At 65.1% G+C, this 23,483-nt stretch carries 40 protein-coding genes; 38 read left to right on the top strand and 2 right to left on the bottom strand.

Going from position 1 to position 23,483, the window contains the following annotated elements; all coding sequences use genetic code 11:
- Positions 1–783: 783 nt before the first annotated feature.
- From VGV60_03165 to VGV60_03200, 8 genes are all read left to right on the top strand, one after another.
- Entirely contained in the window at positions 784–1,260 is a 477-nt protein-coding gene (locus VGV60_03165; GenBank protein HEV8700253.1) for a hypothetical protein, read from the top strand.
- A gap of 118 nt (positions 1,261–1,378) precedes the next feature.
- Positions 1,379–1,831: a nuclear transport factor 2 family protein gene (locus VGV60_03170; GenBank protein HEV8700254.1), complete on the top strand. Its 453-nt coding sequence runs from the start codon at positions 1,379–1,381 to the stop codon at positions 1,829–1,831.
- A 201-nt stretch (positions 1,832–2,032) separates the two neighbouring features.
- Positions 2,033–2,239, top strand: coding sequence for a type II toxin-antitoxin system HicB family antitoxin (locus tag VGV60_03175; protein ID HEV8700255.1), 207 nt, complete (start codon positions 2,033–2,035; stop codon positions 2,237–2,239).
- Positions 2,236–2,448 (top strand): type II toxin-antitoxin system HicA family toxin, encoded by a 213-nt coding sequence (locus VGV60_03180; protein ID HEV8700256.1) that lies wholly within the window; start codon positions 2,236–2,238, stop codon positions 2,446–2,448. The genes VGV60_03175 and VGV60_03180 overlap by 4 nt, the downstream gene beginning before the upstream one ends.
- A gap of 126 nt (positions 2,449–2,574) precedes the next feature.
- A complete protein-coding gene (locus tag VGV60_03185; GenBank protein HEV8700257.1) occupies positions 2,575–2,979 on the top strand; it encodes a hypothetical protein in 405 nt (134 codons plus the stop codon).
- A 170-nt stretch (positions 2,980–3,149) separates the two neighbouring features.
- Positions 3,150–3,731 carry a hypothetical protein gene (locus VGV60_03190; protein ID HEV8700258.1) on the top strand — a complete coding sequence of 194 codons (582 nt, stop codon included), beginning with the start codon at positions 3,150–3,152 and terminating at the stop codon, positions 3,729–3,731.
- A gap of 107 nt (positions 3,732–3,838) precedes the next feature.
- Positions 3,839–4,033 carry a hypothetical protein gene (locus tag VGV60_03195; GenBank protein ID HEV8700259.1) on the top strand — a complete coding sequence of 65 codons (195 nt, stop codon included), beginning with the start codon at positions 3,839–3,841 and terminating at the stop codon, positions 4,031–4,033.
- Positions 4,033–4,428, top strand: coding sequence for a type II toxin-antitoxin system death-on-curing family toxin (locus VGV60_03200; protein ID HEV8700260.1), 396 nt, complete (start codon positions 4,033–4,035; stop codon positions 4,426–4,428). The genes VGV60_03195 and VGV60_03200 overlap by 1 nt, the downstream gene beginning before the upstream one ends.
- 103 nt (positions 4,429–4,531) lie before the next feature.
- On the opposite strand, the gene VGV60_03205 is transcribed toward VGV60_03200, so the two are convergent.
- Entirely contained in the window at positions 4,532–4,852 is a 321-nt protein-coding gene (locus tag VGV60_03205; GenBank protein ID HEV8700261.1) for a helix-turn-helix transcriptional regulator, read from the bottom strand.
- A 15-nt stretch (positions 4,853–4,867) separates the two neighbouring features.
- On the bottom strand, positions 4,868–5,203 hold the full coding sequence (locus tag VGV60_03210; protein ID HEV8700262.1) for a type II toxin-antitoxin system RelE/ParE family toxin: 336 nt from the start codon (positions 5,201–5,203) through the stop codon (positions 4,868–4,870).
- Positions 5,204–5,383: 180 nt separating this feature from the next.
- Between VGV60_03210 and VGV60_03215 the strand changes: the two genes are divergently transcribed.
- The 30 genes from VGV60_03215 to VGV60_03360 all read left to right on the top strand — a co-directional run bounded on the left by VGV60_03215 (position 5,384) and on the right by VGV60_03360 (position 23,476).
- Entirely contained in the window at positions 5,384–5,785 is a 402-nt protein-coding gene (locus tag VGV60_03215; GenBank protein ID HEV8700263.1) for a hypothetical protein, read from the top strand.
- A gap of 869 nt (positions 5,786–6,654) precedes the next feature.
- The gene (locus VGV60_03220; protein HEV8700264.1) at positions 6,655–7,398 is read left to right on the top strand and encodes an NADPH-dependent F420 reductase; all 744 of its coding nucleotides are present in this window, start codon (positions 6,655–6,657) and stop codon (positions 7,396–7,398) included.
- Positions 7,395–7,814 (top strand): DUF1801 domain-containing protein, encoded by a 420-nt coding sequence (locus VGV60_03225; protein HEV8700265.1) that lies wholly within the window; start codon positions 7,395–7,397, stop codon positions 7,812–7,814. The genes VGV60_03220 and VGV60_03225 overlap by 4 nt, the downstream gene beginning before the upstream one ends.
- A gap of 463 nt (positions 7,815–8,277) precedes the next feature.
- The gene (locus VGV60_03230) at positions 8,278–8,595 is read left to right on the top strand and encodes a hypothetical protein (GenBank protein ID HEV8700266.1); all 318 of its coding nucleotides are present in this window, start codon (positions 8,278–8,280) and stop codon (positions 8,593–8,595) included.
- Between the two features lie 268 nt (positions 8,596–8,863).
- Entirely contained in the window at positions 8,864–9,187 is a 324-nt protein-coding gene (locus tag VGV60_03235; GenBank protein HEV8700267.1) for an immunity 53 family protein, read from the top strand.
- Positions 9,188–9,458: 271 nt separating this feature from the next.
- Complete coding sequence (locus VGV60_03240) at positions 9,459–10,325, top strand: CPBP family intramembrane glutamic endopeptidase (protein ID HEV8700268.1); 867 nt, start codon at positions 9,459–9,461, stop codon at positions 10,323–10,325.
- Positions 10,326–10,400: 75 nt separating this feature from the next.
- Positions 10,401–10,766, top strand: a complete 366-nt coding sequence (locus tag VGV60_03245) for a VOC family protein (protein ID HEV8700269.1) — start codon at positions 10,401–10,403, stop codon at positions 10,764–10,766.
- Between the two features lie 393 nt (positions 10,767–11,159).
- Entirely contained in the window at positions 11,160–11,618 is a 459-nt protein-coding gene (locus VGV60_03250; protein HEV8700270.1) for an SRPBCC family protein, read from the top strand.
- Between the two features lie 124 nt (positions 11,619–11,742).
- Complete coding sequence (locus VGV60_03255; protein ID HEV8700271.1) at positions 11,743–12,573, top strand: class I SAM-dependent methyltransferase; 831 nt, start codon at positions 11,743–11,745, stop codon at positions 12,571–12,573.
- 202 nt (positions 12,574–12,775) lie between these two features.
- On the top strand, positions 12,776–13,171 hold the full coding sequence (locus tag VGV60_03260) for a VOC family protein (GenBank protein HEV8700272.1): 396 nt from the start codon (positions 12,776–12,778) through the stop codon (positions 13,169–13,171).
- 76 nt (positions 13,172–13,247) lie between these two features.
- Positions 13,248–13,937, top strand: coding sequence for a carbonic anhydrase (locus VGV60_03265; GenBank protein HEV8700273.1), 690 nt, complete (start codon positions 13,248–13,250; stop codon positions 13,935–13,937).
- Positions 13,934–14,329: an SgcJ/EcaC family oxidoreductase gene (locus VGV60_03270; protein ID HEV8700274.1), complete on the top strand. Its 396-nt coding sequence runs from the start codon at positions 13,934–13,936 to the stop codon at positions 14,327–14,329. The genes VGV60_03265 and VGV60_03270 overlap by 4 nt, the downstream gene beginning before the upstream one ends.
- Before the next feature lie 182 nt (positions 14,330–14,511).
- Complete coding sequence (locus VGV60_03275) at positions 14,512–14,946, top strand: hypothetical protein (GenBank protein HEV8700275.1); 435 nt, start codon at positions 14,512–14,514, stop codon at positions 14,944–14,946.
- On the top strand, positions 14,943–15,185 hold the full coding sequence (locus VGV60_03280) for a hypothetical protein (protein HEV8700276.1): 243 nt from the start codon (positions 14,943–14,945) through the stop codon (positions 15,183–15,185). Before VGV60_03275 ends, VGV60_03280 begins: the two co-directional genes overlap by 4 nt.
- A gap of 77 nt (positions 15,186–15,262) precedes the next feature.
- Positions 15,263–15,526, top strand: a complete 264-nt coding sequence (locus VGV60_03285) for a hypothetical protein (GenBank protein ID HEV8700277.1) — start codon at positions 15,263–15,265, stop codon at positions 15,524–15,526.
- Positions 15,523–15,714 carry a hypothetical protein gene (locus VGV60_03290; GenBank protein ID HEV8700278.1) on the top strand — a complete coding sequence of 64 codons (192 nt, stop codon included), beginning with the start codon at positions 15,523–15,525 and terminating at the stop codon, positions 15,712–15,714. Before VGV60_03285 ends, VGV60_03290 begins: the two co-directional genes overlap by 4 nt.
- 64 nt (positions 15,715–15,778) lie before the next feature.
- Positions 15,779–16,336, top strand: coding sequence for a M15 family metallopeptidase (locus VGV60_03295; GenBank protein HEV8700279.1), 558 nt, complete (start codon positions 15,779–15,781; stop codon positions 16,334–16,336).
- Positions 16,337–16,391: 55 nt separating this feature from the next.
- Complete coding sequence (locus tag VGV60_03300; GenBank protein HEV8700280.1) at positions 16,392–16,739, top strand: hypothetical protein; 348 nt, start codon at positions 16,392–16,394, stop codon at positions 16,737–16,739.
- A 121-nt stretch (positions 16,740–16,860) separates the two neighbouring features.
- On the top strand, positions 16,861–17,265 hold the full coding sequence (locus VGV60_03305) for a hypothetical protein (GenBank protein HEV8700281.1): 405 nt from the start codon (positions 16,861–16,863) through the stop codon (positions 17,263–17,265).
- Complete coding sequence (locus VGV60_03310; GenBank protein HEV8700282.1) at positions 17,262–17,912, top strand: hypothetical protein; 651 nt, start codon at positions 17,262–17,264, stop codon at positions 17,910–17,912. Before VGV60_03305 ends, VGV60_03310 begins: the two co-directional genes overlap by 4 nt.
- A gap of 256 nt (positions 17,913–18,168) precedes the next feature.
- A complete protein-coding gene (locus VGV60_03315) occupies positions 18,169–18,915 on the top strand; it encodes an SDR family oxidoreductase (GenBank protein HEV8700283.1) in 747 nt (248 codons plus the stop codon).
- An 11-nt stretch (positions 18,916–18,926) separates the two neighbouring features.
- Positions 18,927–19,310: a VOC family protein gene (locus VGV60_03320; protein HEV8700284.1), complete on the top strand. Its 384-nt coding sequence runs from the start codon at positions 18,927–18,929 to the stop codon at positions 19,308–19,310.
- Positions 19,307–20,368, top strand: a complete 1,062-nt coding sequence (locus VGV60_03325; GenBank protein ID HEV8700285.1) for a heparan-alpha-glucosaminide N-acetyltransferase domain-containing protein — start codon at positions 19,307–19,309, stop codon at positions 20,366–20,368. The genes VGV60_03320 and VGV60_03325 overlap by 4 nt, the downstream gene beginning before the upstream one ends.
- A 17-nt stretch (positions 20,369–20,385) precedes the next feature.
- A complete protein-coding gene (locus VGV60_03330) occupies positions 20,386–20,577 on the top strand; it encodes a hypothetical protein (GenBank protein ID HEV8700286.1) in 192 nt (63 codons plus the stop codon).
- Positions 20,574–20,987 (top strand): hypothetical protein, encoded by a 414-nt coding sequence (locus VGV60_03335; GenBank protein HEV8700287.1) that lies wholly within the window; start codon positions 20,574–20,576, stop codon positions 20,985–20,987. The genes VGV60_03330 and VGV60_03335 overlap by 4 nt, the downstream gene beginning before the upstream one ends.
- Positions 20,988–20,990: 3 nt before the next feature.
- The gene (locus VGV60_03340; protein ID HEV8700288.1) at positions 20,991–21,716 is read left to right on the top strand and encodes an alpha/beta hydrolase; all 726 of its coding nucleotides are present in this window, start codon (positions 20,991–20,993) and stop codon (positions 21,714–21,716) included.
- Positions 21,717–21,728: 12 nt separating this feature from the next.
- Entirely contained in the window at positions 21,729–22,124 is a 396-nt protein-coding gene (locus VGV60_03345) for a hypothetical protein (GenBank protein HEV8700289.1), read from the top strand.
- 156 nt (positions 22,125–22,280) lie between these two features.
- On the top strand, positions 22,281–22,634 hold the full coding sequence (locus VGV60_03350; GenBank protein HEV8700290.1) for a hypothetical protein: 354 nt from the start codon (positions 22,281–22,283) through the stop codon (positions 22,632–22,634).
- Entirely contained in the window at positions 22,634–23,020 is a 387-nt protein-coding gene (locus VGV60_03355) for a DoxX family protein (protein HEV8700291.1), read from the top strand. Before VGV60_03350 ends, VGV60_03355 begins: the two co-directional genes overlap by 1 nt.
- A 27-nt stretch (positions 23,021–23,047) precedes the next feature.
- Positions 23,048–23,476 carry a VOC family protein gene (locus tag VGV60_03360; protein ID HEV8700292.1) on the top strand — a complete coding sequence of 143 codons (429 nt, stop codon included), beginning with the start codon at positions 23,048–23,050 and terminating at the stop codon, positions 23,474–23,476.
- The last annotated feature ends 7 nt before the right edge of the window (positions 23,477–23,483 follow it).

A 23,483-nucleotide genomic window follows, 5' to 3' on the forward strand; every position in this document is an offset into this window, starting at 1 on the left:
CCTCCGCGCGGGCGGTAAGCATCGCCAATCGGGAACGGCCGCCGAACTACCGGTTGCAGGCGGCGGTGGGCGGGTTGGGAGGTGCTGGGCCGGCGCGTTGGGCGTTCGCCCCCCGCGCCTGAACCGGGGCGTTGGGCGGACAGAATGAGGAGAGACATTGCGTAGGGGCCAGCTTCTCGTGAACCAATGAGACGCGAATACGATTTCAGCCGGGCAGTACCTCTCCATCCGCAGCAAAGCCATCGCCGCCGTGTGCCCCGGCAGCGGGTCGGTCGAAAGCAACCGGGCAAGCCGGCGTTCCAAGAACCTGAGCCTAAACTCACGAAGGAATGGCTCCGTGAGCTCAAGCGTCGGGTTGCGGATCTCAAGGACCCTGTCCGATACTTGCTCGTAAGTGACCTCGGCCGGCGACCAACGTTCTTCTACGACGTGGCGGACGGGGTTTATGCTTGGAATTGCCCGAAGGCGGCAACGCTTTTCAAGAGTCGTGCAGCCGCGATTGCCGTGCAGAAGGTGCTCGGTCGTTCAGTCAAGGTGCTCACGTGCACGACCAAGCGATATGGCGGGAAGCGGGTATTCGCTCGATTCCTTCGGTGACTGGCAGTTGGTACCCTCAGCCAACCCGGGGTGCCGCCCAACCACCGCATGCAGGCGACGGCGTGCGCCGTCGCAATGGGCGACAACGGCACGCGCCGCGCTGGCGCCCGCCGCGCCTGATGCGGAGCGTTGTACGCACAACGAATCATGAACCTGGCTTCTAGGCTCAGGCGGCGGATCCGAATCTTGCTGATCCTATTTGTGGCAGGTTTGGTAATGAGTGGCCTGACGGCATTCCCGCTCAACACCGAGCTCCGCATCCTCTGCTCGTTTCTCGACATAGACCCAGCGGCATCGCCAGAGGACTACCTTGGAGGCAGGTGTTGGATCGCCACGGTTGCAGCGGCCCTCCGCGAGACGGGCACCAAATATCCGTTTCTCGCGTATGCGACCGATTGGCTCGCCTTTGCGCACTTGGTCATCGCAGTTGTTTTCATAGGGCCACTCCGCGATCCGGTCCGGAACGTCTGGGTCGTCAACTTCGGCATCATCGCGTGCGTTGCAGTCATACCACTGGCTCTCATCGCTGGCGCTATCCGGCAGATCCCATTCTACTGGCGGCTTATCGATTGCAGTTTCGGAGTTCTTGGGGTCGTTCCGCTGTTGCTGGCCCGCAGATACATTCGGGGCCTAGAGGCCATCGAAGGTGCGAGTGGCGTATAACTACCGCATGCAGCCGACCGCGGGCGCACCTTCAAGTCGGCATGGGCGGGCAAGTCAACGTTTCGCGCCCGCGGCAGCTGATGCGGGGCGTTAGACGCCGCTTACCCAAGGAGGTTCGATGAGGCATGTGGCAATCGGAGTTCTCCTCCCAGCGTTCCTGACAGCGGCATGCCATTCCGCCACCACGCCAGATCCAGCCGCTGACCGTCAGGCCATCGCTGCTGCGACCGCGCAGTTCGAGGCCGCCGAGAACGCCGGAAGTGTGGACCAGTTTCGAAGTTACTTCGCTGACGACCTAGTCATGATGGGACCCAACAAGCCACCAGTGACCGGTGGGGACAGTGTGGCCGCCCTGATGCGGGTGTTCCACGATGCGTTCGCGGTGCAGGTTGAGTACAACAGTCAGGAGATTGTGGTGTCCGGCGATTGGGCCTTTGATCGGGGCACGGAGCATTACACGCTGACTCCGAAGGCTGGTGGCGCTCCAATCCAGAAGAGTGGCAACTACCTCTACCTGTATCAGCGTCAAAAGGATGGTTCCTGGAAACAGAGCCGAGTCATCTGGAATTAGCAGCGATCCGTTGCGATAAGGCGGCGTCTAACAAGCGTTTGCAGGCGACGGTGGGTGGCAGGCTCTCAGCAGAGGGAGATCGTCCGCCTTCGCCCACCGCGCCTGAAACGCGGCGTTAGCTGGACAGGCGGCATTTTTTTGATGGCCTGTGGGACCTGTGTGACGTAGAATTCTTGCAACAACCGATAGTCCGAGGCACCTATGGTTCTCACGGTCGAGTTGGAACAGGAAGACGACGGGCGTTGGCTCGCGGAAGTCCTTGAGTTGCCGGGGGTTATGGCGTATGGCCCATCGGCGCAGGAGGCAGTCGCGAAAGCCAAAGCCCTGGCCCTTCGTGTGGTGGCCGACCGCCTCGAACACGGGGAAGCGGGTCCGGAGCTTCGGGACATCTCCTTCAAGGCCGCATGAGCGAGTGGCCCAGCACCAGGGCACGCAGGGTGCTGGCGGCTCTACTCAAGATTGGCTGGCAGCTCAAGAGACAGACCGGATCCCACCGCACATTGTCCCGAGAAGGTTGGCCAGATGTGGTCTTCGCCTTCCACGATCGCGAAGAAATCGGGCCCCGCATGCTCGCGAGAATTTCCAAGCGCACCGGCCTTCGTCCCGAAGATCTCTAGAGTTACGAAGCCTGCTAACTACCGGCTGAAGCTGGCGGCGCGCGGGAGGTCCGTGGCGGATGGGAGGCTGCGTACGCGCGCCGCAGCTTAGCCGGGGCGTTGGGCGGAACTGATGGCGGTGGTAGCTTGAGTTGGCTGAACGTCGTGGTGCTGTTGATTCTGGGCGGCGCGTGGGTGGTGAGCTCACTCATTAAGGCGCGCGCCTCTTTGCTCCTCACACGCGAGCAGAGTAATCAAGTTAGCACAGTGTGGGGGTTGCGCCGCGCGGCCCGTATGTTGCTGGTCGCCTATGCGTGCGTGCTACTGGTTGTCCTCGGCTTATTGGGCGTGCCTTTCCGACCGGTCAATTTCTATGTTCAGGTTGTTGTCGTGGCCGGTGTGGTGGCGTGGTCTCACGTCACCTATTTTCGAAGGCTCCGCGCACTCAACCTGCCAGCAGCCTATTTGGATGCGCTGCGACGTGCACGAATGGTCGTGTATGGTAGTTCCTTGATCTTCTTGGCGATTCTTGTTTACGAAGACGTGCGCTGAGGCGGCCGATACGGCTGAGACATGTCCGCCCAACTACCCGCTGCAGCCGCCGGCGGGCGGCAGGTGCAAGGTTGATTCACCTGGGACATGCGCCCGCCGCGGCTGAGCGGGAGCGTTGGGCGGACCGACATCGTATGTGTGTTGTGAGGCCGTGCTTCCGGAGCTAGGCGATGCGACTCAGATGGGTCATCCCGGTGGCTTTCATGACAAGTTGTGTCGGTTTTATCCCGCCGGCTACGCGACTCGCTGATCCGATGACGCGCAGTCCGGTCGACCACGAGAACTTGCGCGGCCCCTTCCCGGTAGTGGTCGTCAATGATGAACAGGCGTGGGTTGCGATGCCTGAGAATCCTCATGACGTTCCTCCCCCACCCGCCGGTGCGTCCTATCTAGTGCCGCTCGAGCGGACGCGCAGCATCGAGCGATACCTTCGAGACCACGACACGGTGCATCGCAAGAGCAGCTGGGTGCTCAATGTCCAAGCACTAGGTGTCGATCGCCAGAGAATCGAACTCTACTTGCTGGGTGATGGGTATTGGGGTGGGATCTACGAGGCGACCGCAACAACGGTCACCCCACTCTTTCGAAAAGTCACGGGGCCGGGGTTCGCCTTCATTTTCGGCTCGCTCGCCCTCTTGATGAATTCTGTAGCCTGGGCCATCGTGGCCAGTTCGTTCTGGTGGTTCAAGCGTAGGCGACAGGCCGCCCAACAACCCGCTGCAGCCTACGGCGGGCCGCACGTGCGACATTAAATGCAACTATGCGATCGCCCGCCGCGGCTGAGCGCGGGCGTTAGGCTTCGGAGGGCCCCATGATTTTCGGGCGCCAAGTGGGCTAAAATGTCGGCAACGAGGCAAACGTGAAGCTGACCGTCGAGGTGACCGGAGACCAGGAAAAGCAGCTGTCCGATGTGGCCCGTCGGCTCAATGTGCCGGCTGACCAGTTGGCGGCAGCGCTCGTGAGAGACTTGCTCTCTCAGCGCGAAGCTGACTTCAGCGAAGCGGCTTCGCGAGTTCTCGAGAAGAACCGAGCGCTCTATCAGCGCCTCCGCTAGTGCGGTACCTCAGCCTGACCGAGGTGCTCGACCTCCATCGTCTTGTGGTCGCGCAAACGGGCGGGGCCGAGCCGGTTTTGGACCTTCGAGGCCTCGAGTCGGCAATCGCTCAGCCGCGAGCCACATTTGAGGGCCGTGACCTTCATCCGTCGCTTGCGGACAAGGCGGCGGCGCTGTGCTATTCGCTCATCCTCAACCATCCGTTTCTTGACGGCAATAAGCGAGTCGGCCATGCGGCCATGGAAACCTTCCTGATGTTGAACGGCTACGAGGTGCTCAGCTCCGTGGAAGAGTCGGAACGTCTGATTCTTGATGTGGCCTCAGGGCAGGTTAGCCGGGAAGACCTGGCAGAGTGGCTGAAGAAGCATCTCGCCGAAGTTTCAGGGCGGCGGTAGGTCCGAAGCCTAACAACCGGCGGAAGCTGGCGGCGCGCGGGAGGCCCGTGGCGGATGGGAGGCTGCGCACGCGCGCCGCAGCTTAGCCGGGCGTTAGCCGGAATCATTTGCTCTTGTGACCAATGACCTGGGCCAACTCCCTCTGAGTGGTGCCCATGGCAAGAAGGGAGCGAATGAGAAGGTCGATCGAGACTGAAGGGTCTCCAGCCTCCATCTTGGCGATCCGCGACTGGCTCGATTTGAGCAGACGAGCCAATTGCGCTTGGGTGAGCCTGCGTCGGGCGCGGCGCTCACGAAGCCCGCGACTCAGAATGAGCTTCAGCTCGACGAGCGCCGCCTCGGCTTTGGACAGCCCGATCAGGTCACGGACTGTCCCGACCTTCCACCCCGATCGTTCCAATCGGGCTCGCTTGTCCTTCCTCATGGGGCTCACTCCTTCCTACTTGGCGTCATCGTACATTTTGAGCCGGCGTCTGCAGTCCGCAATCGTCCGGCCGGGGGTCGTGCGTGTAGTCTTTGCGAAGATGTCCGCAATGACCACGGCATCCGCATCGACTCGATACACGATTCGCCAGTCGCTTCGAGCATCCTTGACCCGCAGCTCGTGGCACCTGGGTGCAATCGTAGGCATCGGTCTTGAGTGGGGCATGCCCACCTTCCAGCCCAGCTGCACGAGCCGCAAGAGATGGCCCGCCTCCACTCGGGCCTCGGCCGTGAAGGGCGGCGTCTTGATCTCGCCACGCAACCAGACCAGGGGTTTCCCGGGTGGGTCCATCGCCGCAGACACTATATGTCAGGTCTGACATGAAGTCAAGTAGAGTCATAGTCACGAATCCGGCCAACAACCGGCTGAAGCTGGCGGCGCGCGAGAGGCCCCCGGCGGATTGAGAGGCGGCGCACGCGCGCCGCAGCTTAGCAGCGGCGTTGGGTTGCAGATCACGCAATGAGGTACATCGTGGCACTACTGGTCGGAGCGTTTCTGGCATTCGCGGTGGGGTTGTTCGCCACGGGTGTCGGCCTGGATCGTGATCGAGCCTTCTATCCGACCGTGACAATTGTTATCGCCTCCTACTACGCTCTCTTCGCAGTCATGGGCGCATCCACGCATGCACGCATTCTTGAGTCGCTGGTTGGCGCACTCTTCCTTGTAGTTGCAATTGCAGGCTTCAGGTCATCGCTGTGGATTGTTGTGGTTGCGCTCGCGGCACATGGCATTTTCGATCTTGGCCATGGCAGAGTCATATCCAATCCGGGAGTGCCAGGTTGGTGGCCAGAGTTCTGTCTCACGTACGACGTAACGGCAGCCGGGTACCTGGCGTGGTTGCTCAAGAGCGGGCGCACCCGGGCTGCAACCTGACTGCGGCTCGCAGCCGACCGACGACACGCTTCTCTTGCGAGCATGGTGCTCGCAGTCGCCGGTGCGCGCCGCCGGTGGCTGAAGCCGAGCGTCAGGCGACTTGAGTGAAGCGTAGGAGAATCAGACCGTGAACCATTTGGGTTACTTGAGCCTGGGTGTGCTCGGAGCCGTGTTGCTTGTACGCCCATCGGCCCTGCTTGCCTCCAGAGAGCAGGGGCGCGACCTCGAGCGACCTCGACCGGTGGTTCTCACATCGGGTCGGCCTGAAATCCCAAATCTCGTAATCGATCTGCCTCCCGGGCATAGGCTGGATGTCGAGCGATCCAAGGAGGCAACCGTCTATCACCTCACGCTGGAAACGTTGAGCTGCATTGCATCCGATGGAGCCCACGTGCATGTGTATGTCGGACCATCGCCCAAGCTCCTGGCGCCCAGCTTCGAAGGCTCCGTGAATCACCGGGAATATCCGATCGGCTCGGAACGAGTCCTTTGGTCGGTATGGGTTTCGGAGGAGGATGGAATACCGACCATGAACTACGAGGCGATCGTCGATGGACTCTTCGCGACCGGGTCACCCTCCTCGCCGGAGCATGTGCGTGGTCTAAAGGTGCATTTGTTGCTGACAGCGGGCTCGGAGGGCACGACCCGTCAGGTCCTTAGGGTGGCCTCGACTCTGCGAGCCATGCAGTGAGCCCGTAATGTACAGACATCGGGGGAGGAGGGAGACAGCAGGACGCCCAAAATCAAAGTGAACGATATCACCATGAACTACGATCAGCAGGGAACCGGAGAGCCGCTGATCCTGACCCTGCCCGCCCGCTCCCATCCATGAAAAGGTGGAGGAGTTCAACCGTAAGACTTTGGAGTTTCTGCAGCGGCATTCCGGGCAGGAGAACAGGGGAGCCGACATGAGAATCGGAGTCATCGGCGCCGGAAGCATGGGAGGGATACTTGCACGCCACCTCGCCAAGCTCGGCCATCACCTCACGATTGCGAACTCGAGAGGACCTGAGAGTCTGACCGCGTTGGCGGCCGAGATCGGCGCGACCCCCGCTTCCGTTGTCGACGCCGCCAAAGCCGGAGAAATCCTCATCCTTGCCATCCCAACGAAGGCCGTCGCCGATCTTCCGCGGGGGCTGTTTGCCAACGTGCCGAGCAGCGTCGTCGTAATCGATATCGGCAACTATCATCCCGAGCTTCGCGATGGCCACATCGCTGCGATCGACCGGGGCACGCTCGACAGCCAGTGGGTCGCCCAGCAGATCGGGCATCCCGTGATCAAGGCGCTCAACAACATTTTCGCCAAGAGCCTTCTTGAAAAGGGCGTACCTCGGGGAACGAGGGGGCGGATTGCTCTCTCGGTCGCGGGCGATTCGTCGGACGCCAAGGCAGCAGTGCTTCGCCTCGTCGACGATCTTGGCTTCGACCCTGTCGACGGCGGGGCTCTGGACGACTCCTGGCGGCAGCAGCCCGGAACGCCAGCTTACTGCCGCGATCTTGAAGCCGCCGCTCTCCGGCGCGCGCTCGCCGAAGCTGACCGGAGCCGCATCGCCGAATACCGCGCCGAACAGGAGGCCCGTATCAGAAAGTCATTGTTTAGGAGGAGAACATGAAAAGGCCGGGCGCGAGCCGAGGCCAGTCGGCATCGGAGCTCATCTCGAAACGAATTGCCGAACTCGGGGACTGGCGCGGGGAAACCCTCGGCAGAATGCGCAAGCTCATCAGGGAAGCAGACGCGGATGTCGTCGAGGAGTGGAAGTGGATGGGGACTCCGGTTTGGTCGCACGACGGCATCATCTGCACTGGCGAATCCTACAAGAATGTCGTGAAGCTGACCTTCGCCAAGGGCGCGTCCCTGAAGGATCCGGCCCGTCTCTTCAACTCGAGTCTCGACGGGAACGTACGCCGCGCGATCGACATTCACGAAGGAGAACAGGTTGACGAGCCCGCCTTCAAGGCGCTCGTTCGCCAGGCGGTCGCCCTCAACGGTTCTGCCAAGTCGAGACCTTCGAAGAAAGCGAAGTCCTAGGGCAAGTCGCCAGTCCGTCCTCACAATGGCCCGGCAGGTGCAGTACGACGGATCGCCCGCCGGCCGGCCGCAGACGCGACAGGACTGAATGCACGCCATCTCCGCCCCCTGGCGCGAATTCGGCTGGACCCGCATCCGAGCAGCGCCCGCGGAGCTGGCTGGTCCAGATCGGGTCCGGACGCAAAGGCCGTGCCGAGGGATCGTGAGGCGGCCTGACAATCGGATGAAGATGTCGAGGTGCGCTCTCGCCCGTGCAATCATTGATCTCGTTGCGCCTCGCAGCTTATCCTTGATGCGTCAGGCAGGAAGCTGACGACTGACATGTGGCGTTAATCCAATTGCCGAAGAGCTGCCGATTACAGGCGACGGTGGGCGGATCGGGAGGTGCTGGGCCGGCACGTTGGGCATTCGTCCACCGTTCCTGACCCCTGGCGCTGGCCGGAGAAAGTGAAAGGGGCCGCACATGATGGGTTTCCAGCTGCTCATACTTGCCGCTCTGGTCTCGTCCGCAGCGAGCGGTGGCGAACGTCTCCAGAAGGTGCGGGACGAGCGTCTCGAGTACGTCCTAGCCAATGTCCAGATTGTGAAAGAGACATCAGCTCGAGAGTCGAAAGCTCTACGCGTTCGCATCCTGAGCGTTCCGGAACACGGTGAATGCGACGAGACTTCTGAGAGCTGTCCGAAGGCCGAACTGTTCGTCGCTGTTTCTGGGTTCGACGAATACCCGGATCAGCGCGTTTATCAACTCCCCAGGAGACACCAATGGCGGTTCGTGCGGTGAGATCATTTTCCTACCGAAGACGGCCCGAACGACTACGTTGAATGCACACTCGAGGCTGATGATCCGATAGTTCAACCGGCGGATAAATGGTGGCGGGCCGTGCGCTATCGTCTCAAGGTGAACTATCGTGACGGCAGGATTTTCGTGCAGGCCGGCTAGCAGCCGGTTGCAGGCGACGGTGGGCGGGTTGGGAGTTGCCGGGCGGGCACGTCGGGCTTTCGCCCACTGCGTCTGAACCGGGGCGTGAGCCGGACAGACAGGGTTGTGAATGACGACCGACACATTGCTTCGGCTTCAATTCTGGTATGTCGCCGCCTGCAACGGTGACTGGGAGCATGAGCATGGTGTCCAGGTTGAGAGCCTCGATAACCCAGGATGGTTGGTCACGATCGATTTGGCCGGCACAACTCTCGAGTCGGAAACGTTTCAGGAGGTCTCTGATTTGGCTCCCAAGGTCGACTGGGTGCGATGTTGGATAGAAGGTGGCAGGTTTCGAGGGGCTGGCGGGCCGCTGATGCTCGGCCGAATCATCGATATTTTTCTGGGTTGGGCTGAGCGCCATGACCGCCCACGGCAGCAGACCGACGAATGATTAACGCATGAATCGGCATTCCGCGCCCGCCTGCCGCGGCTGAGCGGGAGCGTTGGGCGGCACGGAGACGTCCGGTGTGAATCGTGGATAGAGCTGCCATCATGCGATGTTCCCGTCGGGTGGACGCTCAGAATCCTGCCGTCATCGGCGACTGCAAGGGTCGGTGAATCGCGGGCGCTGGTCGATGGAGACCTTCACTGAGACACGCTGGATCGAGGCGGCCGTCCCTATCCTCCAGCGCTCTGGACGCGCGCCGCCGAGGCACGATCTGATGCTCTCACTCTGGCGACGCCTGCCAATCCTCGTGCGCGCCTTGATCACCGGGCTCGCGGTCGCCTCTGCGGGGACGCTCCCGTGGGCGTTCTTCGTGACATGGAACCAGCGTGTTTTTTTGAGCGTGCCCTGGGCCGTCCTGCCGATGACGCTCTATCTGTGGCTGTATTGGAGGTACCTCAACGGCTCGGGTTGGCCACGAACGACCGCAGAGGCGCGCCGAACGAGCCTTCGCGCCAACGGGCTTTCGGGCGACGTGTGGGGGATGTCGCTGTTGGCCGGGATGGTCGGCCTGGCCGCGCTCCTGCCGCTGCTCGGGATCATGAGCCGGCTGGTGAGACTCCCGGCGGAATCACAAGCGATCAGCGCACCGCCACACATGCCGGTCCTCACAGTATTTCTCCTGCTCGTCATGGGGTCGGTCGTTGCCGGCGTGGTCGAAGAAGCGGGGTTTCGCGGCTACATGCAGGGGCCGATCGAGCGGCGACACGGGCCCGTCGTGGCGATCCTGTTGAACGGCGCACTGTTCGGAGTCGGCCACTACACCCATCATCCGGCGTCGGTCGTGGCGATGCTGCCGTACTATCTCGCCGTCGCCGCCGTGTACGGCGGCCTCGCGTACGCCACGAATTCGATTCTTCCGGCAATGGTCCTGCACGCCGGCGGCGACGTGCTCTCGCTGACGCGCCTGTGGGCCACCGGACAGCCGGAGTGGCAAGTGTCCGCGAAGCCTCCAGCGCTGATCTGGGAGACGGGAGCGGACGCCGCATTCTGGGGCTACGTCGCCGCCTTCGTTCTGCTGGGCACCGGCGCGGTGTGGGCCTACGCCGCACTTGCCAGAGCCGCGCGGGCGGCTCGAGCATGATGAGATCGTCCGCGAAGTGAGGCCGACAGCCTGGCTGTGGGTGTCCTGCCGATCCGCGACCCGTTGGAGGGCCGCATGCTGAAGAAGGTGGCATTCACGATGTTTCCCGTGAAGGACACGCCGCGCGCGCGCGCTTTTTACGAAGGCAGGCTCGGCCTGCGCGTGGGCGGCCACTCGGACAACGGCGTGTGGACCGAATACGACCTGCCGGGCGGCGGGTGCCTGGCCCTGTTCAATCATCCCGATCCGAAGTCGGCTGCCCCTCCGGGCGGTGCGAGCATCGCGTTCGAGGTCGAAGACCTGGACGTGCTCGTCGCGCGCCTCAAGAGCGAAGGCGTGAAGTTCAAGGCCGACGACGTGCAATCGCCCGTGTGCCGCATGGCGATCGTGCAAGACACCGAAGGCAACACCATCATCTTGCACAAGCTCAGGACAACATGAAACCCACGGGTCGGATTGTGATCGCGGGAGGCACAGGGTTCCTCGGCGGAAACCTGGCACGCCACCTTGCCGGCATGGGGTGTGAGGTCATCGTGATGTCCCGCCATCCATCGGTCGAGGATTCTCGTTGGCTTCATGCCCAATGGGATGCACGCACTCCTGAGGACTGGGTGCGCCACCTGGATGGAGCCGGCGCGCTGGTGAACTTGACCGGACGATCGGTCGACTGCGTGAAGACGCCCGATCACTGTGACGAGATTCTGCGCTCGCGGGTCGAGTCAACCGAAGTCCTGGGTGGTGCCCTTCGGAGTGTGAAGGTGCTTCCACGGGCATGGGTTCAGATGGCTGCCGCCCACCGCTATGGCTTGGCACCATCCGTTGCACGAGGTCGCGATGAGATCGGTGGAAGCGGCGATCGAGGTTCGCGCGAGCCCTGAGGCGGTTTTCGATCTCATTCACGATTACGCCCGACGGCTCGAGTGGGACCCTTTTCTGAAGGAGGCCTCTCTTCTCGAGGGAGCGAAGGCGGCCGGCCTCGGGGTCAAGACCCGCTGCACGGCCCGGAATGGGTTTGCCGGGCTTGCCATGGAGACCGTCTATTGCTCCTTTGATCGGCCGAAGGTCGCTGCGGTGACCATGACCAGGGGACCTGCGGTCCTCGAGACCTTCGCCGCCAGCCTCCGTCAGGAGGACATCGGGTTCGGACTGACCCGCGTCACGTATCGGTTCAATTTCTCCATGAGACCTCGCTGGCTTCGGGCGATGACAGGCCCCATCGCGTCGGTTCTCTTCCGGCGGGAGGTGCGGCAGAGGCTCAGGGCGCTCAAGTCCTACATGGAGCGCTCACGATGAAGGCGGTCGAACCGGGACGGCGCCCGCGGACAGGCGCCGTGACGATTCGCCCGCGGCGCCCGATGCCGGTTCGCGATCCGCAGCTCAGCCGGAGCGTGGGGCGGCATCCATCCCGGAGGAGTCGATGAGCGACGTGTCACGCGACGCCGAGGAGATCGCGGCGTACTACGCCCGAGGGCTGGAGCGCGATCGGCTTGCCGGCGGGCCCGGCGCGCTCGAGTGCGCGCGCACCCAGGCGCTGCTCGAGCGGTACCTCCCGCCGTCGCCCTCCGTGGTCGCGGACGTCGGCGGCGGCCCCGGGCGGTACGCCGTCTGGCTGGCCGAACGTGGGTACCACGTCCATCTCGTGGACCCCGTGCCGCTGCACGTCGACCAGGCGCGCATCGCCGCCCGCGATCGGCCGGGAGCGGCACTCGCCAGTGCCGAGGTGGGAGACGCGCGCGCGCTCCCGCTGCCGGACGGGATCGCCGACGCCGTGCTCCTCCTGGGGCCGCTCTACCATCTTGCCGAGCGCGCCGAGCGGCTGCAGGCGCTCGCCGAAGCTCGGCGTGCGTGTCGGCAGGGCGGCGTCGTCGTCGCCGCGGCGATCTCGCGCTTCGCCTCGACGCTGGACGGACTCCGGGGCGGCTTCCTCGAGGATCCGACGTTCGCGGCCGTGGCCGCCGGGGACCGGCGGGACGGGCGGCACCGCAATCCGACGCGCGACCCGGCGTACTTCACGACGGCCTATTTCCATCTCCCGGAAGAGCTGGCGGCCGAGTGCGCCGCGGCCGGCCTGGTGCACGAAGCGACCCTGGCCGTGGAGGGGCCTGGCTGGTTGCTGCCGGACCTGGACGCGCGGCTCGCCGACGGCCGGCGCCGGGCCGTGCTGCTCGCCGCGCTCGCCGCGCTCGAGGCCGAGCCGACGCTCGCCGGCGTGAGCGCGCACCTGATCGCCGTGGCACGGCGGGCGTGAGGGGGCCCGCGCGAGGGCGCCCGACCCGCGTTCCGCCTGACGTGTCGATGCACCTGACAAAGCGGCCCGTCCGTCGTACGATGCGTGTCGTACCGAGGGGCACGCATGCGCGATCTGATCACCGCGGCTGAGCGGGAGTGTCGAGCGCAACCACAGGTCAGGAACGCGGGACAGGCTGGCGCAATCAACCCCGGATGAGGCGATGACAATGTCGGTCAATCCGTTCAATCACATCGATCTTCGCGTATCGAACATGGCCGAGGCGACGCGGTTCTATGCAGCCCTCCTCCCCCTCCTGGGATTCAGGCGCGAGCGCCATGGAGGCCAGTGGAAGGTGTTTTCTGCCGAGGGCGAATTTCCCTCGGTGCCATATTTCGGGTTCACCGAGGAGCCCGACCATCGACCCAATGCAGCCCGGATCGCGTTCTGGGTCGGCAGCGCTCAAGAGGTGGACAGGCTGGCGGAGGTCGTCAGGACGGCAGGCGGGCGGAACGTGAGCGGACCGAAGGCGTGTCCGGAATACAGCTCGACCTACTACGCGGTCTTTTTTGAGGATCCGAGCGGCAACAGGCTCGAGATATGCTTCCGCAAGAACTGAGGTGGCTGCGCGCGGGCGTCCGCGCTCGACTGCCGCGGGTCAAGCGGGGCGCCAGCCGGACAAGGACGACGTATTGATGGTCTCCGGGTCAGAAGGACTCAAACGCCTGCGAGAGGGGAACCGTCGCTTTGTGTCGGGCGTTCGGAGCAGCGACACACTCGCGAGCCCGGTGCGCCGCGGCGAGCTGGCGGCAGGCCAGGAGCCGTTCGCCATCATTCTTGGATGCTCCGACTCGCGGGTGCCGGCCGAAATCGTGTTCGATCAAGGCCTTGGTGACCTGTTCGTCATCCGTGTCGCCGGAAACATCGTGGCCCCTTCCCAGGTCGGCAGCGTCGAGTTCGCCGCGGAACGGTTCGGTACACGACTCGTCGTGGTGCTGGGCCACTCCCAGTGTGGAGCTGTTCAGGCCACCCTGGAGGAGCTCGGGCGCCCGTCGGAGAGCCAGTCACGGAACCTCCGTTCGATCGTTGACCGTATCCGGCCGTCGGTGGAGGCGTTGCTGGCGACAGAGGTTGGGCCGCACCCGGGCGCTCTGTTACGGCAGGCCGTTCGGGCCAACATCCGCGTCTCGGCAAACCACCTCCGGCACGGATCGGATGTCCTGGAGCGGTTGATCCAGGCCGAGGGGCTCCTCGTCGTCGGAGCCGAGTATTCGCTGGAGACGGGAGTCGTGGAGATTTTCGACGGCGTACCGGGCGCCGGGAAACGCCGGCTGAAGAGGACGGCGCCCGGGAGGTCGGTGGCGGAGGCGCAGCGGCGCACATGAGCATCGAGCATGCGATCCGGCGCGTCGTCGAAGAGCTGGTCGAAGCCTGGAATCGTGGTGACGGCCCTTCCTTCAGCCGACTGTTCGCCGAGAACGCTGACTATGTCACCGCGTCGGGGGTTCGTCTGGCGGGACGCGGTCGGATTCGCGATGCCCTGTTCACGCGTCCACCCGCCTCCGCCGAGTCTGGCCGGGTGTCGCTCGTGACGGAATCCGTCAAGATGCTCGGTCCGGACGCTGCGGTCATTCTCTGCGCGTGGCACATGGACCCGGGACATGCGCCAGAGATCCGCGAGTCAAGCGTTCGCACCGGTTTCGTGACCCTCGTTATGCAGGGAGAAGCTGACGGGTGGCGTATCATCGCGCTGCAGAATACGGACACAACATCGTGATCGGATTCGGGGGGGAACCAATGCGGAACATGACGGTGGTGACCGGAGCTGTGCTTCGTTCGCTGGCGACGGGCTTATGAGCTGCAGGAGCCGTAGCAGCGACCGAGGCGCGACCGCCTCGCTGCGTTGACGCGCCGCGGCGGAGCGGGAACACCGGCGGGGCGTGCATGCTGGATCGTCTCTTGACCGACCGACGGAAGCTGGTCGCCTGCGTCCTGACAGGCCTGGTCGGCGTCACGCTCCTTCTGTGGCTGATCCGAGGCCCGCGGCCGATTTGGACGAACATCCCGTTCCTGGCAGTCTCGTCGCTGCTGGTCCTGCTCGCCTACTTCGGGGTTTATGGCATTCTGTATTTCAATATACGAATCAATCGCATCTCGGGCCGCGCCTTTCGAAAGGCATGTGGGCTCTTCTTTCTCGGAGCGGTGTCTTTCCTGGCGGGGTCGACCACCTTCACCCTGTTCCAGTTCTTCACGCACCGCCCCGTGCCCGCGGCAAACCTCGTGGCGCTCGGCGCGGCTCTGGGTGCCATGAAGGCGTGGAGCCTGCAAGCCATGGCGCCGGCTGCAGCGGCCGGCGGGAGCCCGAAGGACGCTCGTCCCGGAAGGTGGAGATGAAGACCTACTTGAGAGTAGTGAATCCCATCGTGGCGCTCCTCGTCCTTGTGCTCTGCCTGGTCGCCGCGGCGTTCGACGACGGCCTGTTCAAGCCTGCCGGGTTGCTCCGTGGCAGCATTTCGACCTACTTCCTGGCCAATGGCCTGTTCTGCAGTTCGGCGCTGTTCATCCTGGGACGGGTTCTGCTGCACCTCATCGGCGAGCCGAAGGGCCCGCACGCCGACGGGACGGCGAGATGACCGGGCGGCTAGCGCACAGGGTGGAGGCAGGGCACTCACGGTCGCGTCCGGCGGCCCGACTCAGGGTCGGATTGGGAATGCTGCTCACCGTGACGAGCGCGAGCCTCGGACAGGCGGCCGGGCGGACCCCGATGGTCACGACACCCCATTTCGCCTTCTACAACGACTTCGACACCAACCTGAACGACGCGCTGATCGCCGGAGGCGTCGCGCGGAAAGGCGGCAAGCCGGAGCTGTTCCATTCCGGGGCCGAGGTATCATGCTTTGGCGGGCTGCCTCAGTCGGCCCGTGCCGCGTGGGATGGGGCCGTCGACTACTACGCGGAGGTCCTTCGCCAATGAACACGAAGACGTATCTCGCCGGCTCAGGCTTCATTTTCTTTCTCGTTGGGGTGCTTCATCTCCTCCGCCTGATCTATCGCTGGCCGGCCCAGATCGGCACCTGGACCGTGCCGAACTGGGTCTCCTGCTTGGGTCTTGTCGTGGCCTGGGGGCTGTGCGCATGGGCCTTCAGGCTCCATCGCAGGTGAGGGCGGGGGTGCCTGCCTGGCCAGGCCGAATCCTATGCGGACCGACGACTCATACGATGCGCGCGTGGCGCAGATCCTGGCCGAGCTGGGGATTCCGGCATCGTACGGGGCGGACAGGCACCTGCCTTCGTATCCCGAGGCCGAGGACCTCGTCTCGGTCGGTTTGGACATTCATGGACGAGACCGGCAGCTGACGCCGCACGCGGCCCGTCGATGGACCGAGCTCCGGGCCGCAGCGCATCAGGACGGCATCGCGTTGCTGCTGGTCTCCGCCTTTCGGAGCCTGGAGTATCAGCGGCAGATCTTCGAGAGGAAGCTCAAGGCCGGTGAGGCGCTCGAGCGTATTTTGCGGGTGAACACGCCACCGGGCTTCAGCGAGCACCACACGGGCAGAGCCGTCGACCTGACGGCGCCGGGTTGCACGCCGCTTGCGGAGGAGTTTGAGACGACCGCTGCATTCGACTGGCTCGTGCGGCACGCGCATCGATTCGCCTTCGCAATGACGTATCCGCGCGAGAATCGGTTTGGCATGGCCTACGAGCCGTGGCACTGGGCCGTCCAGGATCGGACGGCTGGCAGCGTGCCGCAACCGGGCCGGAGGGTCAGGCGGCGAATCAGGTGAACCGAGAGGGAGCAGAGCGTATGGCTGGACTGGAAAGACGGCACGCAGGGGCAGGATGAAACGGCCGATCGGAGTCACGGCAATCGCCGTCCTTGTGCTCGGCTCATCGATTGCGACAGTGGCCCCTGTGCTGACGCACCGCCATGTCGCGAACGGTCGTGAGGTTCTCATCGCCGCCGGGTTTCTCACCGCGCTGGCGCTCCTCGCGGCGGAGGCGCTCTGGAATCTTCGTCGTCATGCGTTCATGATGTTCGTGCTGTGGGCCCTTTGTGCGATGCTGACGACGGTTCTGTCCCAACTGGTCCCGTGGACGCCCGGTCGCGGAATCCGGCTCATGGGCCCGATCGTCTACACGGGGTTTGCCTGCTTGATCGCGACGCTCTACCTCCGTCGGGCGCTGTAGCGGGCGCGGGATGGAATCATCGGGGGCATGCGCCCCATGCGGGTGACGGGAGACACGGGCCGCTTCGTCGGGCCTTTCGCGAGGAGGTTGAATGCGCACCGAGTCACCTGATCAACCGGACATGTCCCAGGCAGCGCGCGACAGGCGCGCCGCACCACGGTTCGGGGAGATCGCGTCGGACGCCATCGGATACTGGGAGCGGCGCCGGGTCCTCTACAATCTGGCGCTGGCCGGCGTCGTCGGGGCACATGGTCTGGTCGCATGGCCGGCATCCCGATCGGCCCTGACCTGGGACACGTTTTTTCTCCTCATCTTTCTGGCCGTGCTGGCGAACGTGTGCTACTGCGCGGCGTATGCCGTCGACCTCTTCGTTCAGTACTCGGGGCTTCGAAGTGCCTGGGGGCGGTGGCGGTGGGTGGTGCTCACGATCGGCATCGTCTTCGGCGCCGTCATAGCCCACTTTTTCTCCATGGGCATATTCTCCGAACCAGGAGCCGGCCCGAGCGCGCCGATGTCGATGCGATGACGAGCCGCCGGGAGCGTGACGGGGGGCGGGTCGGGATGAAGGTCGCCTTCGGAACGAAGGCTCACTCGGGCTGGGCGGCCCTCGTCGTCGTCGGCAAGCGCGACGGCGACGTCGTGCTCGTCGATCGGCGCCGCATCGAGCTCGCCGAGGACGACTGGGCGAAGCAGCCGTATCACGCTGCCGAGGACTTGAGGCCTGATGCGGCGCGGGAGCTGGTGGAGCGCGGCGTCGAAGCGGCACATCGGATTGCCGTTCGAGAGATGCGGGCGGCGGTGGAGCGGGAGCGGGAGCGGGACAACGAGGTGACGGGCTGCGCGGTGCTTGTCGGCGCACCCATGCCCGATTGGAGCACCAAAGAGATCCTCGCGGTGCACTTCCGCATGCACAAGGCCGAGGGGTTCCTGTTCCGGGACGCGCTGGTCCGCGCCACCCAGGCGTGCGGACTGAGACTGGTCGCGATTCCGGAGAAGCTGCTGTCGCAGCACGCCGCGAGGGTGCTCGGGACTCCAGCGAGCGGCCTCGTGAAAAAGACCGCGAAGCTCGGCAAATCGGCCGGTCCCCCCTGGGGGAAGGACCAGAAGGACGCTGCCCTTGCGGCCCTGATCGCGTTGCGTGCGGGGTCCAGGGGCGTGCATGGACCCACGTGAAGCATTTGAACGGCCACGCGCCGCCGGACGGCAGGTGGAGCGCCGCGCCGGGGGGTTGAGGGTCGGCTCGAACGCGAGCCGGCGGCGTAAATGGGAGGCAGGGGATGCCCGGCCAGGCACAGGCAGGGACTGGATCGACGACCGGAGAGGCGCCGCTCGGCATGGTCTCGCTCGCGGCATTCGGCCTGGTTCTGTTCTGGGTTGGCGCGCGGCCACCTTCGGCTCTTCTGATGGAACGCGGCGGATGCATCCGAGCATGACGCTTCTCCTGTTGCTCTTCTCGTACGCGATCGTGCTTTCGGTCGCGCTGGCACGGGCAGGACACCATGCGCAGGCGGCGCCCGCGCCTGGAGCCCCCCGCCATCCAACATCGCGGGTCCTGATCGTGGGCGCGACCGGCGGAACGGGTCGTCAGATCGTCCAGCAGGCCCTGGAGCGCGGTCATTCCGTCACGGCTCTCGTCCGCGATCCGTCGAGGCTCCGGATCGAGCATCCCCAATTGAAGGTCGTCCGGGGGAACGTGCTCGACGAGGAGTCGGTCGAGGCCGCCGTGCGCGGCCAGGACGCGGTGCTGTCCGCCCTGGGCCACAAGCGGTATTTCTATCCGACCCGCATTCTCTCGGAGGGGACACGGAACATCCTGCGCGCCATGGAGACGCACGGTGCGAGGCGCCTGGTCTGCGAGACCTCTCTCGGCATCGGAGACAGCGCCGGGCGCCTGGGTGCGTTCTACACGCTCTTCGTCATTCCGCTCATCCTGCCCTTCTACTTCTGGGACAAGACGCGGCAGGAACGAGAGATCGCGCAGAGTCGAGTGGAGTGGGTGATCGTGCGCCCCGGAGCGCTGACCAACGGCGCCAGGCGGGGCCGGTCCCGTCATGGTCGTGATGTCGGAAGCTTTCTGCTGACGGTGCGCATTTCCCGCGCGGACGTCGCCGAGTTCATGCTGGACCAGCTGGCATCCGATGTCTATCTTCGTGCCGCACCGGGCGTGTGCTCATAGGGGGTGACCACATGGATCTTTCGGACGCAACAATCGGGCAGCTTCTCATCCCGGTCGACGATCTGGATCGTGGAATCGCGTTCTATCGCGACACGCTGGGACTCCGGTTCCTGTTTTCCGCTCCGCCACAGATGAGCTTCTTCCAGGCCGGAAACGTCCGGTTGCTCGTCGGCGTCCCCGAGGCGGGCCAGCCCCGCCAGCGCGGATCGGCGGTCTACTTCCAGGTGAAGGACATCCATGGTGTCTACGGGACGCTGGTGGAGCGGGGCGTCCAGTTCGGAGCGAGCCCGCACGTCGTTCACCGAACGGCCGCCACGGAGCTGTGGTTGACCGAATTCCGGGACCCCGATGGGAACCACCTGGCCCTGATGAGCGAGACCCCGAAACGAGCGTGAGCGTCCCGACCTCCCCGGCCGGACCGATCCACCGCATCGCGTCGATCGATCTGATCCGCGGTGGGGTCATGATCCTGATGGCCATCGACCACGTGCGGGTCTATTCCGGTCTCCGCCCGGGCGGTCCCACGCCCGGGATCTTCTTCACCCGCTTCGTCACCCACTTCTGCGCGCCGGCCTTCGTCTTCCTGGCCGGGACCAGCGCCTTCTTCCATGGCCGGAGGCATGCCGGCCTCCCGCGGTTCCTGCTGATTCGCGGCGCCTGGCTCGTCCTCCTGGAGCTCACGCTCCTGCGTGCGGCCTGGACGTTCAACCTCGATTTTGCGCACTACGAGATGGCGGGCGTCATCTGGGCCATCGGCTGGTGCATGATCCTGATGGCGGGGCTGGTGAAGCTGCCGATCGCGGCGATCGGGGCTCTCGGCGTCGCCGTGATCGCGGGGCACAACCTGATCGATCCGCACCTGGGGGAGCTGATCCCGGCACTCGGCGAGAGCCGCCTGGCCGGGCTGCGGAAGATCCTCTACCTGGAATTCTTCGCGGGGCCGATCCGGTTCGGGTCCGACGGCCCCACGCTCCTCGTGCTCTACTCGATCGTCCCATGGATCGGGGTGATGGCCGCGGGGTTTGCGTTCGGAAGGATCCTGATGCTCGAGCCGGCGCGGCGGAACCGGATCGGCCTCGGCCTCGGGGCGATCGTCCTCTTCGTCCTCAGGGGGTTCAACCTCTACGGCGACCCGCGCCCGTGGGGGGCCGCGGCGGAGGGATCGGGCGGCTCGCCTCCCATGCCGGCATGGGCCGCGTTCTTCTACGTGCTCCACATCCCGCTGATTCACGCGCTCGCGCTCCTGGTGTCCAGGATCCGCCTGGGAGAGGTGAGCCCCTGGCTCTTCGCCAACCATCCGATGGGGAATCCCCCGCCGCCCGAGGGGTACACGTGGAGCCTGCCGCTCCTTTACCTTGTCTGGGCAGTGGCCATCGTGATGCTCTATTACGCATGCCGCTGGTTTGCCGGCATCAAGGCCAGGAGGAAGGACTGGTGGCTGGGATACCTGTAAAACGAAGGAGACGCATGGTGGCACATGGGATGAGGCTGCTCGGGGGGCTGCTGGTGATCTCCGCGATCGTGGGCTTCCTGACCGTGGCCGACGATCTGAGGCACAAGGGGGAGCTGTTCGGCATGGGCTCGATCCTGGTCGGAGGGCTGGTCCTCGTGGCCCTTTCGTCCAGGAAGGCCCCGGGCGCCGGCCGGCGGGGGGCCCGTTGACACGGGATGAAGAGCACCTGCGGCTGCTGTCGATTTTCCATTACGTGGTGGCCGGTCTCTCCTGCATGCTGGCGATCGTGCCCCTGATCTACATCGGCATGGGGGCCCTCATGCTCCGCGGCGGGAACGACGGCGCCGGTGAGAAAGCGGATGCAAGGGTCATCGGCTGGGCGATCATCGCCGCCGGCTCCCTCCTCGTGGCGGTCGTGCTGACGTTTGCCCTGGGCCTGGTGCTGGCAGGCCGGAGCCTGTCGAGTCGCCGGCACCACACGTTCTGTCTGGTCATGGCGGCCGTGGCGTGCATCTTCATGCCGTTCGGCACGGTCCTCGGGGTGCTCACGATCATCGTCCTGCAGAGGGAGCCGGTCCGGCGGCTGTTCGGCCTCGAGCCCTCGTTGCCGCGAGGATAGGGAATGACGATGGGGCCGCCGACCAACCTGTTGGGAGCCATGGGGCTTTTGGCGCTCCTGGCTGGCCCGCCCGCGGGCGGCACGGTCCCCCGGGCAGGCACGGCCAGCACCCCGGCCAGGGGCCCGGGCCGGATCCTGGCCGAGCCGCCGGCGAAGCCCGACTCGGGCGCGACGTACCTTTTCTATCTTCACGGCCGCATCGTGCAGGAGCAGGGTCGGGGGGCGGTGAGCCCGAAGTATGGGCCCTACGAGTACGATGCCATCCCGAAGGGGCTTGCCGAGGCGGGGCTCGTCGTCATCAGCGAGCCTCGTCCGCGGGGAACGGAGCCATCGGCCTACGCCGGCCGGGTCGCAGGGCAGGTCGAGCGGTTGCTCGAGGCGGGCGTCCCGGCCCGGCGGATCACGATCGTCGGTGCGTCCATGGGGGGCTTCATCGCCATGCTCGTGTCGAATCGGCTGGCGGCACGGGAGATCGGCTACGTGTTCATGGGCAGCTGTGACGAGGAGACGCTGGAGCTCGGCAGCGGTCTGCATGGCGAAGTGCTCTCCATCTTCGAAGCCAGCGACGAGCTCGAGCAGAGCTGCGCTCGGCTTTTCGCGCGCGCCAGCGACGTGGGCCGTCACGCGGAGGTTCGAATCGACACCGGGCTTCACCACGGCTTTCTCTACCGGCCGCTGTCCGAATGGATGGGGCCGGTCATTCGCTGGGCTCGCGCGCGTGACGCTTGACGGGAGGGACCTATGCCGTTCTCATTGCACATGGATCCTGGATCGGGTGTGGTCATCGGCACCTGCTCCGGCATACTGAATGCCACCGATGCCCGGAAAGGGGCCGCGGCGTACTGGGCGAACCCGGACTGCACCGGACGTCCCGTTGTCTGGGACTTCCGGTCCGCGCGGCTCGATGTCCACCCCCCGGAGATCGAGGCGCTCGCCCGGTTCATCCTCGAGAGCCAGCCGCCGGCTCCGCCTCCCAGGGTCGCGTTCGTGACCGCCCGGGACGTGGATTTCGGTCTGTCGCGCATGTTCGAGGTGCACCGCGAACACCCGGCGACGCTGGTCAAGGTCTTCCGGGACTATGACGAAGCGGTGAGGTGGGCGATGGAGCACCGTCCGACCGCGAAGGAGGCGAGATGAGGCCGGCGGGCAGCCTGCGCTATACTCCGGCCGCCTTTTGAGTTCGAGGCCGGACGCACCGGGGGGGCCCGGGCACTGAGAATCAGGGAGCACTGGCTCGTCGCCGCTCTGATCGAGGCGGGGTGGGCGCCGCTCGGAGTCTTCGGCCTTCACGTCGTGGCATCGCGCGTGCTCTTCCTGTACGTGGCCTACCCGCCCACCGACGTGGCCATGCATTTCCTGGGGGGGATCGCCATCGCCTACTTCCTCTGGAGGGCGGCCGTCCTGGCGTCGCAGTCCGGCCCGCTCGGAACCATCGGTCTGACGGGTCTGGGCGTCATGGTCTTCGGCCTGACCTGCGCCGCGGCGGTGTTCTGGGAATTCGCCGAATACCTGTCGGACCGGTGGCTGGGAACGAGGGCGCAGCTCGGGCTGGAGGACACCCTGGGGGACATGCTCGTCGGCATCATGGGAGGTCTGGCGTTCCTGCTTCAGCGCTTCGCGGCACGACCTAACCAAGGAGGTCGATGATGGACCGGTGGCTGGGAAAGTACTCGGAATGGGCCTACGCGCTCCTGCGCCTGGTGGCCGGGTTTCTGTTGGCCTGCCACGGGGCGCAGAAGCTCTTCGGCGCGCTCGGAGGTCAGAGCCAGCTCTCCAACCCCTTGATGGCCACGGCCGGGTTCATCGAGTTCTTCGGGGGCGTCCTGGTGGCCCTGGGCCTGTTCGCCGGCCATGCCGCGTTCATTTCGAGCGGGCTGATGGCGGTCGCCTATTTCATGGCGCACGCGCCGAACGGCTTCTGGCCCATCATCAACAAGGGGGAGCTCGCGGTCCTCTACTGTTTCGTCTTTCTGTACATCGCGTGCCGGGGATCGGGACGCTTCAGCGTGGATGCGATCGCGCGAAGGCGCTGAGCCGGTCGGTCCGGAGGAGTTCGGAGCGTGGCGGACCTCCTGGTCAACATCGACGTCGATGATCTCGAGAAGGGCCTCCGCTTCTATGCCGACGGGCTGGGACTGAAGCCGGGGCGGCGCCTGGGTGCGGACGCGCGCGAGATGCTCGGCGCCTCGTCTCCGATCTACCTCCTCGCCAGTCCAGGGGGGACGCCTCCCTTCGCCGCGGCGACGGCGGGGCGGGACTACCGCCGCCACTGGACCCCGGTGCATCTCGATCTCGCGGTCGAGGACATCGAGGCGGCGGTCGCCCGGGCCGTCTCGGCGGGCGCGACGCTCGAAGGAACGATCGAGGAGCGGGCATGGGGACTCCTGGCCCGCCTGGCGGATCCCTTCGGAAACGGCTTCTGCATCCTGCAGTTCAAGGGACGGGGCTACGATGCGCTGGCAGGAGAGCCCCCCTCTGGATCGCCCTGAGGGGAGG

Source organism: Candidatus Polarisedimenticolia bacterium (genome assembly GCA_036001465.1).
GTDB lineage: Bacteria > Acidobacteriota > Polarisedimenticolia > Gp22-AA2 > Gp22-AA2 > Gp22-AA3.